Origin of the sequence: Mycolicibacterium helvum, from assembly GCF_010731895.1 — a bacterium.
Taxonomy (GTDB): domain Bacteria; phylum Actinomycetota; class Actinomycetes; order Mycobacteriales; family Mycobacteriaceae; genus Mycobacterium; species Mycobacterium helvum.
The window spans coordinates 3,713,016-3,724,583 of sequence record NZ_AP022596.1 but is presented as its reverse complement, the minus strand read 5'-3'; the positions used below and the strand labels follow the sequence as shown (position 1 = coordinate 3,724,583).

Genomic DNA, 11,568 nt, shown 5'->3' with positions numbered 1-11,568 from the left:
CCGCGATGTATCCCCATCGTCACCAGCCTCGTAGAAACACACTCAAATCCACAGCGTGGACATAAGAACGGCCTGCTCGATCACAGGCAGTCTGGCTATGGTTGTTGTGGGACAGCCGATTTCACAGAAAGGGATCATTTTGTATTCCAAAGCTCGCCAACGTGGCCTATTCGGCACAGCCTTGGTGTGCACCGGGCTCGCCCTGAGCGCGATGGGCGTCGGAGGCGCTGTCGCCAACGCCGCTCCACCCCCACCGCCTCCGGGCCAGTGCCCTCCGAACGCGCCCTGTCCCCCGCCGCCACCTCGTTAGGCACCTACTCGTTGCGCACCTGGAAGGTGCGCTGCGCCAACCCGAGAACTCTATTGAGAGAGAGCCGAACCATGAAACAGCCGTCATTGCGTCGCAACGCGCTGCGTGCGTCGATTGTCGCCGGGACAGTGATGTTCGCCGTCGCCGGCTTCGGGCCGCAGACTGCGGCTGCCGCGCCGCCGCCACCATGTGCACCCGGCACCCCTTGTGTCGGCGGCCCGGGTCCCGGCGGTCCCGGCCCCGGCGGTCCTGGTCCTGGCCCAGGTCAAGGTCCGGTCGGACCAGGCCCCGCGGGCCCGGGTCCGGGTGGGCCAGGACCGTGCCCCCCGCTGACCCCCTGCCCGCCGCGATAACCTCTGGGAAACAACCGCACTACCGCTGTTGGCGGCCGGGCAATTCCCGGCCGCCAACGGCAATCCTGCTCAGCCTCAGCGGCTTTCGCTGGTCTGCTCAAGGAGCTCGGACACCGCAGGCAGGACGACGGTAAAGGTGGTATCGCCGGGATTACTGGTCACCATGACGCGACCGCGGTGGGCGCTGACCACCGCAGCCACTATCGCCAGGCCCAGGCCGGTACTGCCGGCACGGCGTGACCGTGAGCTGTCACCGCGCACGAAGCGACCGAAGATCTCCGGTTGCTGCTCGGCCGGTATGCCGGGGCCGTCGTCGGTGACCTCGATGATGATCCACTCGTCCTCTGTTTTCCTCAGCGAGGTCGTGACAGTTGTGCCACCAGGAGTGTGGACTCGCGCATTGGAGAGCAAATTTGCGAGCACCTGGTGCAGTCGTGCTCCGTCGCCGATCATGACGACCGGCTCATCGGGTAAGCGCAGGTCCCACGAATGATCCCGTCCCGCGACATGGGCGTCACTGACCGCGTTGATCGTCAACTGCGACAGGTCCACTGGCACGTTATCGATAGAGCGGCCGGCATCGAGGCGGGCCAGCAACAGCATGTCTTCGACCAGGCGCGACATCCGCTTGGCTTCCGAGTCGATACGGCTCAACGCATGGACGACGTCGTCAGAGAAATCATCCTGCTCACGTTGGACCAGTTCGGTGTACCCGCGGATGGCTGCCAGCGGGGTGCGCAGTTCGTGGCTCGCGTCGGCCACAAACTGGCGCACCCGCGTCTCACTGGCGTGCCGGGCCGTCATCGCGTCGCCGATGCGTTGGAGCATCCGATCGAATGCGGCGCGGAGGCGGCCCACTTCGGTATAGCGCGCCGGTGAGTCGTTCGCCCCCGACGGCATCGGCATTCTCACCTCGCCATGGTCGAGGTCGGAGTCCGCGACCCGCTGGGCGGTAGCGGCCACCGCGGACAGCGGAGTCAATTGGCGGCGCAGGATCAGCAGGCCGATCATGATCGCAGCGGCCAATGCCCCGGCGACCATGACGGCCAGCATCACCAGCAATGACAATTGAGTTTCATCAAGGCTTTTGGTCGGCAGGCCCGTGACGATGGTTCGGCCATTGCGGGCTGGGGAGGCGATCACCCGGTACGCCCCGAGTCCATCGATGGTGATCGATGACGGCCGCACAAAGAATGTCGCGGCGATCTCGCGACGGGCACGCTCGCTCAAGGGTTTCAGCGACCCCTTATCGGTGACCACCGCCGCGTCCAGCACACCGTCTTCGGACAACAACGCTCCCAGCGTCCCGGCAGACTGCCCCGGCGCGTTGAGGAAAAACGCGCCGGAAGGAGCCGGAAGGACGCCGGAAGGAGCCGGAAGGACCATGCCGGGCATCGGCGGTGGCGGCCCCATGGCGTAGAGAAGAGCGGAACGTGTCGCCGCATCGACGACCTGTGCATCGAGTTGGTCGAGTAGAAATCGATGCATGGCTGTCAACGTGCCCGCGCCAATACCGATGCACACCAACGCCAGTAGCGCCACCTGCAACGCCAACAGGCGAACTTGCAGCGACCATGCGCTGGGGTGACGCAACCGAAACGCGATCCCCGGTTCCGGTTCGCGAGCCGTCGCCGCGCCGGGGGGCGACAGAGTTGGCGCGATCATCTATGTCGCCTTGAGGAGTGCGAGCCGCAGAATTCATCATCCGACGACGGTGCGCTGCACCGAGCGGGGGGACCCCCGTCCACTCGGGGGGGACAGCCTATGGCTTGGTGGACGGGGGTCTCCTCGCTCGGCGAGCTCACAACTGGTTCGGGCCGGCGGGTTTGATCAGATAGCCCGAACCGCGCAATGTGTGAATCATGGGTTCACGTCCGTAGTCGATCTTCTTGCGCAGGTACGAAATATAGAGCTCGACGACGTTTGAACGACCGCCGAAATCGTAATCCCACACTCGGTCGAGTATCTCGCTCTTGCCGACCACACGACGAGCGTTGCGCATCAACATCCGCAATACTTCGAATTCCGTTGCGGTCAGGTTGATCACATCGTCACCACGAAACACTTCATGGGTGTCCTCATCGAGCACGAGGTCCCCGACAACTACTCTCGCGGTGTCATCGGCAACGGCCACGCCTGCCCGGCGCAACAACGCCCGGAGCCGCAGCACAAGTTCTTCCAGGCTGAAGGGCTTGGTGACATAGTCATCGCCACCGGCACTGAGACCGGCGATGCGCTCTTCCTGTGAATCCTTCGCCGTCAGCAGCAGCAGCGGCAGAGCTGGTCGGTTCTCGCGCAGTACCGCCAGGACTTCCAGGCCGCTGATGTCGGGCAACATGATGTCGAGGACAACGACGTCTGGAGGGTCATCGCGCGCCGATCTGATGGCCGCCGCTCCACTCCCGGCGGTGGCAACGTGCCAACCTTCATAGCGCAACGTCATCGACACCATCTCGGCCAGTACCGGTTCGTCGTCGACTATCAACGCACGGATTGGCGTGCCGTCTTTGCGGGAGATGCTCACCGGACGGTTGCCGGCCACGGCTGTCATCCCCGCTCCCGTTCTTGAACTGGTGCCACGGCGTGAGTCTGGCGGGCAGATGTGTGCTCGAACTGTGGATAGGCTGTCGTGAATATATGAGTGCGCCGACTTTTCCCGCTGACGGGCACGTTCCCAGGCCAGCTCCCGTTGAGGAGCAGCGCAACTGGAATTCTCATCGCGTTTGACTTCCGTTCATCCAGCGTCCATAGCGTGCGGCGCATGAGGATGAAAGCGGCGGCACTGGCCGCAGCGTTGAGCCTGTCGATCGTGTTGGCCCCGACCGCGGCAGCCGATCCAAGCGTGGACGAGTTTGGCGGCTGGAACCACCTTGTCGACAACGGTGGCCAGGTGATCACGATCTGGAAGATCAGTGATCTCAAGCCCAGCACCGACGCCATCGGAGGCTATCCGCTGGCGGGCAAGCTGTGGGAGGCCACCGCCAAGGTGCGCGCCGCCAAAGGCTCCGTGACGCCGATCATCCCGGACTTCAACGCCCGCGCCGCGGGCGGCGCCAACTACCCGGTGCTGTGGCAGGCCGCCACACCGGCGGGCATCAGTGGCGCGACACTCCAGCAGGGCGACACGTCCTCGGGCAAGCTCTACTTCGACGTGACCGGCCAGGCGCCCACCCAAGTGGTCTACAACAACGGGGTCACGGACCTACTGGTCTGGAAGTAACCGACAAACGAAAGATCAGCCCTCTGCCTGCGCGTTGGGCCCCCAGTTCCACACAGTCGGGTCAACCTGCGGGTAGCGCGGACAGACATCGGTAGCCTTTGCGACGACGCCCTTGTTGTTGAAGAACAACTTCGCCCAATTGCCCCAGTGAGTGGCCATCTGCTCGTAGTAAACGTTGGTCGCAGTGTCTTCGGAATACTGTCGGCGACCGGCGGCATCAAGGGAGAAGAACCAGTAGATGCGATCGCGTGCCGCGTCCTCAACGTCAGCGGGGCGGTTGTTGTAGTCGATCATGTACCGCTGGTAGTAGATCGGCGACGTATCGCGTGCCGCGGCCATGTATTGATCGACAGTGCAGGCTGTATCGATGATCCGCTTGGGAATCGGGTAGTCATCAGTGGCATCTGCCACGGCCTTTCCTGGGATCCCTGCCACACCCAAGACCATGGCAACGACGATCGCACCCGTCCACGTCAGACCCCGAAGTCGTTCACGCATGGCGTATCTCACTGTTCGCTGGTGTCGGCGACCTGCTGCAACAGGTCCTGCTTGTCGGGGCAGTACAGCGGATAGGCCAGGGCAACGAACTGCCAAGCCTGCGCTGTTGTCGCATTTTTCGATAGCTGCCTCGACACGAACTGCGCGGAGTCATAGGCGTTGTGATCGACGCCGCGGTCGAGCCGCTCACACGAGATCTTCGCGATCCAGGCGTTGTAGTCCTTCGGCCCGTAGACACCAACCGTATGCAGCTGATTCGCGAAATCGGTGTCGGGGTCGGCATGGGCGACGGCCGCTGACGCGAGCATCAGCGTGGCGAAGACGGCTCCCGCGATGCTCGTGATCGCGGCCGATCCCCTTCGCTGCAGGGCATCGATCCTCATGTCAGGGCCTCCTCGGACTCGGGCTGAGAAGCGATCTCCCGCTTAGGCCATGGCTGGGGACGGGGGCGTTGGCGGACATGCTGCGGCCACCAGAACCAGCGCCCCAGCAATGCGGCGATCGACGGTGTCATCAGGGACCGGACCACCAGGGTGTCGAAGAGCAGACCGAGCCCAATGGTTGTTCCCACCTGTCCGATAACGACCATCTTGCTCACCGCCATCGAGGCCATGGTGAAGGCGAAGACCAAGCCCGCAGCGGTGACCACGGAGCCGGTCCCCACCATTGCCCGGATGATCCCGGTGTTCACACCGGCCTGAATTTCTTCCTTCATGCGCGACACCAGCAGAAGGTTGTAGTCCGCGCCGACGGCCAGCAGGACGATCACCGACATCGGCATCACCATCCAGTGCAACGGCAGGCCGATGAGGTGTTGCCAGAGCAGAACCGACAGGCCAAACGATGCAGCCAGACTGAGCACCACGGTGCCAACGATGACTGCAGCGGCGGCCAGGGCTCTGGTGAGGATCACCATGATGATGAAGATCAATATCAGCGCTGCGATCGCGGCGATGATCAGATCCCAATTGGCGCCCTGCTGCATGTCGGCGTACATGGCAGCACTGCCACCCAGATAGATGCTGGCCCCTTCCAGCGGCGTTCCTTTGATCGCGTCCGCGGCAGCGATCTTGAGCGGCTCGATCCGGGAGGTACCTTCCTCGGTCAGCGGATCGCCCTGGTGGATGATGGTGAAGCGGACGGCGTGCCCGTCTGGTGACAGGAACAGCTTGATGCCGCGCTTGAAATCGTCATTGTCGAAGGCTTCCGGCGGCAGGTAGAACGAATCGTCGTTCCTGGCTTGATCGAAGGCCTCGCCCATCGCCGTGTTGTCTTTGATAGAGGCCATAGCCTGGTCTTGCTGCGCCTTCTGCGCCTGATATTGGTTGAGCATCAACTGCTTCTGATCCTTCATCGAGGCGATCATCCCCGGCATCACCGCCGTCATCTGACCGGTCAGGTCAGACATGCGCCGCAGATCAGGCAACAGCTGCTGGAAATCGTCCGACATCGTCGCGATGCCGTCCAGAGAATCGAATACCGAGCGCAGCGAATGGCACATCGGGATGTCGAAGCAGTGTGGCTCCCAATAGAAATAGTTGCGTATCGGCCGGAATTGGTCGTCGAAGTCGGCGAGGTGGTCGCGCACCGTCGCGATGTCATCCGAGGTCACGGTCATCTTGTCGGACATGCTCCGGGTGACCTCGGAGAGCTGCTGGGTGATGCCCTCCATCTTGGTCATCGAGTCGATGCTGGCCTGCATGTCGTCGGCCTGCTTGAGCGTGTTGGCGATGATGGTCTGCTGGTAGTCATTGTTCATCAGCTGGCCAGTGCCGTTCTGGCTCAACGAGTATGGAATCGTGGAGTGCTCGATCGGCTTGCCATCCGGCCGGGTGATGGTCTGGACCTGGGCGATCCCGTGCACCCGGGCCAGGGCCTTGGCGATCTTGTCGATCACCAGGAAGTCGGCCGGATTGCGCAGATCGTGGTCGGCTTCCACCATGAGTAGGTCGGGGTTCATCTTGGCTCGGGAGAAGTGCCGTTCCGCCGCCTCGTAACCGACATTGGCCGGCACACTGCTGGGCAAGTAGATTCGGTCGTTGTAGGTGGTGTGGTAGCCAGGCAGGGTGAGAAGGCCCACCAGTGACACCGCCACAGCGCAGACCAGAATGGCGCCGGGCCACCGGACGGTCGCAGTCCCTACTGCGTGCCACAGTTTCTGCTTCCCAACGCCTTTGGGCTCCAAGACACGGCCGAAGCGGCTCGCTACCGAGATCAGCGCCGGACCCAGAGTGAGCGACAGGGCGACCACGACCACCATGCCGGACGCCAGTGGGACTCCCATGGTCTGGAAATACGGCAGTCGGGTGAAGTGCAGGCAGAAGGTGGCACCGGCGATGGTCAAACCCGATGCCAGCACCACGTGGGCGGTGCCGTGGAACATGTCGTAGTAGGCCAACTCTCGGTCTTTGCCGGCGCGGCGCGCCTCCTGATATCGGCCGATCAGGAAGATCGCGTAGTCCGTCGCCGCAGCGATAGCCAACGTGACGACCATGTTGGTCGCGAATGTCGTCAGCCCGAAAACGTTGTGGTAGCCGAGGAATGCGACCACCCCCCGAGCGCCGGACAGTCCGAGTCCCATCATCACCATCACGATGAGCGTCGTGACGATCGATCGATAGACGATCAACAGCATGACGGCAATGACGGCGAACGTGACGAGCTCGATCACCTGCATGCTCTTGTCGCCGACCGCGTTCTGGTCTGTGGTGGTGGCAGCGGGTCCGGTGACATAGGCCTTCACCCCAGGCGGGGCCGGGGTGTCCGCGATGACCTTGCGGACTGCCCCCACCGACTCGTTGGCAAGTGTTTCACCCTGATCGCCGCCGATGTACACCTGAACGTAAGCAGCCTTGTTGTCGGCGCTCTGCGCGCCGGCCGCGGTGAACGAATCCCCCCAGAAGTCCTGGACGTGCTGGACGTGTGTGGGGTCGGCACGCAGCTGTTGAACGATCTTGTCGTAGAACGCGTGTGCATCGGCACCGAGCGGTTGATCGCCTTCGAGGACCACCATCACCGAACTGCTGGTGTTGTACTCCTTGAACACCTGGCCGACCCGTTTGGTCGCGATCAGCGACGGCGCGTCGTTGGGACTCATCGACACCGAGCGCAGCTTTCCGACGTCTTCGAGCGAGGGCACTACGGTGCTCAGCACCACGATCAGTGCAATCCAGCCCAGGATGATCGGCACTGCGAACGTGCGGATGAACCGTGGAATGCGCGGGTGCGCGCGATGGCGGGCCGCGGGGATAGCGTCGGTCGGCGCGTCGTCGACGTCAAGGCTCATGCTGACTTCACCAGACAGTAGGTCGCGGCATTCATGCCCGTTGCGGTCCTCTCCTCTTTGACCACGTCATCGACGGTGATCCGGCATCCGATGGAATCCCCGTCGCCCTGAACCAGGACATTCGGCGACGCCGAGGGGTTTGTGGTGGTCAGCGTCACCGACCAGGGCAGCGTCACGCTCCCGGTCCGCTGGGGCCGGCCGTCGAGGTCGACGTAGTTGACCACTGCCGTTCCGCCCGAACCGAAGACCTCGTAGGTCACCACCTTGGGATCGAATTTCTCTGCGCTGTCCGAGGTTTTCTGCGTCACGATCACCGGGTCGGAACCGAAGACCGTGCGGGCGTTAGTTACCGCGACCACTCCCACTGCGACGACGACCACTACGAGCACCGGGATCCACAGCCGGCCCAGTATCCGCGTCATCGCAGAGCCTCCGCGGGCACCACGACTGATCGTTGACGTCGGGCGGCAACGGCTGTCGCGAGCGGGGTGCCGCGAACTGGTTTCATGGCGTGAAGCCCTTTCAGCGTGGACGACGACCGCAGCGTCAGTGGCCGCCGGAGTACTGATCAGTACCGATGGATAAGTTAACCACGAAAGTGGATAACGTCAATCCACTTATTTGTGGCGGTCGTTACACTCACTCAGGTGAGACCCCACTCTGCGACGGACCGACCGCTGCGCAAGGATGCGCAGCGCAACCGGCAACGGATCATCGACGCAGCCCGTGACCTGTTCGCGCACAAAGGTTTGGAGCCCAACCTCAACGAGGTCGCGCACCACGCCGGTGTGGGCGTCGGCACCGTGTACCGGCGCTTCAGCACTAAAGAAGAGCTGCTGGAGGCGATTTTCGAGGACGGCCTGGACCAGCTGACGCGCCTCGCGGAACGAGCACTGCAGCAGGACGATTCATGGGACGGGTTTGTGTGGTTCGTCGAACAGATGTGCCAGATCACCGCGACCGACCGGGGGCTCCGGGAGATCGCATTCAGCAAGTGTTATGCGGGCACCCGGGTGAACGCCGCGCAGGAGCGCCTCGTTCCCAAGCTGACAAGACTCGTCGAGCGAGCCCAGGCGGACGGCTATCTACGTCCAGAAATCGCCGCCCCGGACATGCCCATCATCAGCCTGCTTGCCGGAACGGTGAGCGAATTCGCCGGCAATGTCAATGCAGATCTGTGGCGCCGCTACGTGGCGCTATTCACCGAGGGGCTCCGTCGTCGCGAGGGCCAGGCCCACCTTCCGGTCGAGGCGCTCAGCGACGTCGACCTCGATATGGCGATGCAAACATGGGAGCCGGCGGGCACACCCGCGAGCCGGGATTCATCGGCAGCTACTCACCGCTGACGTCGAGGCCGTGCGCGGCCGCGAACGCCGGCATCGACAATACCGCTGCACCCGTACCGCGGGGCCCATCACCCGGCCGCCAACAAATGCCTAATCGCTGCGGGGCACTAATGCAGTTCGCGGAATCGGCATCAGTCATCAGCCCGGAATCGCGGGAATGACAATGGCGCACTACCGCTACCCAAAATGCGCCCAACCGCTACCCGAAATGCCAATCCCCCCACCCTCGATCCGCGCACGACCCCGGAACCGAAGGTTGCTGTTGATAGTCGACGCGGTTAGCGAGTTATTGGCTGCAGACTTGTTTTTTGTTTGCTGAGTTAGGCTAATTATTTGCATTGGAAACCTGTCAGCCACCGAGTTGGGTCGGCGGATCGGCCGCTACCCCAGCTAAAAGCCCATGGCTTGAGGCTCCGCCTGAGAATGCCGGTCGATTTATCTGAGAAAGGCGGGTGTTTGCTCCACGCTGGCAACGCGCCACTGCCATCGAAACTTGTGTCGATGGCGAACACGCCAAAATTAGCCAGAATGGTCCCAAGCGGATATTTTTCGCATGTAAAACGAGCTGTTTGGATTTACTAGAGGTTCACTCTAGAGAACATTTACGACGACGTCGACATGAATTTTGCGCAAACCCGTCAATATTCATGTTCACTCAGGTTTGTCTCAGGTATCTTCCTGCGCTGTCAGTGTTCAGCCCACTCCGGGGAGAGATTGAGATGCAAATTTCCGTACGTTCACACCTCATTGCAGGGACTGCCGCCGTCGTTGGCGCCGGTGCCATCGCAATGACGCCGGTAACGCAGGCCCATCAGGCCCTGCCTGCTGTGCAGTTGCCCTCGGCCGCGCAGGTCGCACAGGTCGCATTGGCTGGCTTCGACAGCCCGCTGTCGGAGCTCATCGGCACGTTCAACAGCTTCAATCAGTGGATATTCAGTGCGGACAACACGACCGCCGGCTATACCGCCCTCGGTGGCCTCACTGACGCAGCCGGTGTCGACCTCGCGAAGACCGTCTTGAACTTCAACTCGGTCGGTCTGATTCCCCAGGTGGTCAACGACCACGCGCCGTTCCTGACGATGCTCGGTCTGAACGGGGCGCTGACTCTGGAGAGCACGATGAACGCCGTGACGACCATCGCGTTGATCGGCAGCGAGGCCGTATGGAACCTGCCGGGGGCGTTCGTCACGGCAGCGCAGCAGGCAGTGGCCGGCGATATTTCCGGGGCTGTCGCCACGTTACAGAGCGCGATCGTGACTCCGTTCGTCGAAGCCGGCCAAGTGGCGCTCGCCAACGTCAAATACCTGGTTAGTGACACGCTCGCTCGCAGTAACGCTCTGTCCCAGGCGATTCCGGCCCTCGTAGACCTTGTGGTCAAGGGCACTCTCGGACAGGCTTCCACTCTGGCCGACGCGTTCATCACCGTCGCCCAGAACGTGGTCGCCGGCATCTCCCACGGAAGTGCCGAGCAGGTCTGGAACGCCGCGGTGGACGGATTCTTCGGACCTAAGGGCATCCCGGGAACGATCCTCAACCTGACTGTCGGTGCCGGCGTCCAGGTCACACCCACGTCGATCATTCCGAGCATCCGCGGCGAAATCCAGGCCGTCGTTCACGGTATTGCCAACGCACTGTCGCAGACCGGATCGACACCGCCCGTTCCGCCGCCGGCCACGGCGGCATCGGCGCTGCGCGCCGCTTCGGTGCCGGAGCCGGCAGCCGCCGTGGAGAGCGGTGCCAGCAACGGAAGTTCCGTTGGCGGCAAGGTCTCTTCGACCAACGGGAAATCCACCACCCGCCACACCACGAGCAGCTCGGCCAAGTCCGGAGCGAGCCACGGTGTTGCCGGTTCTAAGAGGTCGGCCGCGAAGTCTTCAGGCGACTAAATCCCGCGCAGTAAATCCAGCACTGACGGGTGCCCCTCCTTTTTCCGAAAAGGAGGGGCACTTGCTTTTCGCGTCCGATGTCTCATGAGCGCCTCGTGGCGCCGACCTCACCCACTAGTTAGCCGCTGACGTCGAGGCCGTGTGCGGCGGCGAACGCCAAGGCCTGCGCGATGTCAATGCGCGCGCCCCGGCAGGCCGCCGTGGTCCACAAGGTGGCGTCGATGCGTGCGCCGCGCAGGTCGGCCTGCTCGAGTCGCAACCCGTTGGTGCGCGCTCCGGTCAGGTCAGCCCCCCGCAGCACCGCCTTGCGCAAGTCGGCCTGAACCAGGCTGGTTTCGCGCAGCCGAGACCCCGACATGTCCACCCCGCGCAGGTCTGCGCCACCCAGGACGGCAAGGGTGAAATCGACCTCGTCGCAGACGATCGGCCGCAGCCCGCAGTTCTCGAAGCTCGAGCCGAGCATGCTGCAGTTACGGAACGTGCTGTGCCACAGCGTGGTCCGCACAAACCGGCAATTGCGAAAAGCCGACCCCAGATGTATCGACTCCGACAGGTTGGCGCCACCAAAGTCACATTCGGTGAACACCACCCGCTCGGTCCGCAGGCCGGAGAGATCCTCGTCGCGAAAGTCATGGCCAGTGAATTCGCGGTCGGTCCAGTGCTGCACGT

Annotated in this window: 10 protein-coding genes; 3 read left to right on the top strand and 7 right to left on the bottom strand. The window is 63.0% G+C overall.

Annotation, left to right across the window (positions count from 1 at the left end):
- Nucleotides 1-738: 738 nt before the first annotated feature.
- The gene (locus G6N38_RS17530) at nt 739-2,328 is read right to left on the bottom strand and encodes a sensor histidine kinase (RefSeq protein ID WP_163749363.1); all 1,590 of its coding nucleotides are present in this window, start codon (nt 2,326-2,328) and stop codon (nt 739-741) included.
- 136 nt (nt 2,329-2,464) lie between these two features.
- Nucleotides 2,465-3,214 carry a response regulator transcription factor gene (locus G6N38_RS17525; RefSeq protein WP_163749362.1) on the bottom strand — a complete coding sequence of 250 codons (750 nt, stop codon included), beginning with the start codon at nt 3,212-3,214 and terminating at the stop codon, nt 2,465-2,467.
- Between the two features lie 210 nt (nt 3,215-3,424).
- On the opposite strand from G6N38_RS17525, the gene G6N38_RS17520 reads away from it, so the two are divergent.
- Nucleotides 3,425-3,883 (top strand): MPT63 family protein, encoded by a 459-nt coding sequence (locus G6N38_RS17520; protein WP_163749361.1) that lies wholly within the window; start codon nt 3,425-3,427, stop codon nt 3,881-3,883.
- 15 nt (nt 3,884-3,898) lie between these two features.
- Here G6N38_RS17520 and G6N38_RS17515 read toward each other — a convergent pair whose 3' ends face one another.
- The 4 genes from G6N38_RS17515 to G6N38_RS17500 are packed head-to-tail and all read right to left on the bottom strand — an operon-like array spanning nt 3,899 to nt 8,089.
- On the bottom strand, nt 3,899-4,381 hold the full coding sequence (locus tag G6N38_RS17515; RefSeq protein ID WP_163749360.1) for a DUF5078 domain-containing protein: 483 nt from the start codon (nt 4,379-4,381) through the stop codon (nt 3,899-3,901).
- An 8-nt stretch (nt 4,382-4,389) separates the two neighbouring features.
- Nucleotides 4,390-4,764 carry a DUF732 domain-containing protein gene (locus G6N38_RS17510; protein ID WP_163749359.1) on the bottom strand — a complete coding sequence of 125 codons (375 nt, stop codon included), beginning with the start codon at nt 4,762-4,764 and terminating at the stop codon, nt 4,390-4,392.
- Nucleotides 4,761-7,667, bottom strand: coding sequence for an MMPL/RND family transporter (locus G6N38_RS17505; protein WP_163749358.1), 2,907 nt, complete (start codon nt 7,665-7,667; stop codon nt 4,761-4,763). The genes G6N38_RS17510 and G6N38_RS17505 overlap by 4 nt, the downstream gene beginning before the upstream one ends.
- Nucleotides 7,664-8,089, bottom strand: a complete 426-nt coding sequence (locus G6N38_RS17500; RefSeq protein ID WP_163749357.1) for an MmpS family transport accessory protein — start codon at nt 8,087-8,089, stop codon at nt 7,664-7,666. Before G6N38_RS17500 ends, G6N38_RS17505 begins: the two co-directional genes overlap by 4 nt.
- Nucleotides 8,090-8,290: 201 nt before the next feature.
- On the opposite strand from G6N38_RS17500, the gene G6N38_RS17495 reads away from it, so the two are divergent.
- Together G6N38_RS17495 and G6N38_RS17490 are read left to right on the top strand one after the other, a co-directional pair.
- Nucleotides 8,291-9,013: a TetR/AcrR family transcriptional regulator gene (locus G6N38_RS17495; RefSeq protein WP_407662760.1), complete on the top strand. Its 723-nt coding sequence runs from the start codon at nt 8,291-8,293 to the stop codon at nt 9,011-9,013.
- A 719-nt stretch (nt 9,014-9,732) separates the two neighbouring features.
- Nucleotides 9,733-10,899: a hypothetical protein gene (locus G6N38_RS17490; protein WP_163749355.1), complete on the top strand. Its 1,167-nt coding sequence runs from the start codon at nt 9,733-9,735 to the stop codon at nt 10,897-10,899.
- A gap of 118 nt (nt 10,900-11,017) precedes the next feature.
- On the opposite strand, the gene G6N38_RS17485 is transcribed toward G6N38_RS17490, so the two are convergent.
- Nucleotides 11,018-11,566: a pentapeptide repeat-containing protein gene (locus G6N38_RS17485; protein WP_163749354.1), complete on the bottom strand. Its 549-nt coding sequence runs from the start codon at nt 11,564-11,566 to the stop codon at nt 11,018-11,020.
- Nucleotides 11,567-11,568: the final 2 nt, after the last annotated feature.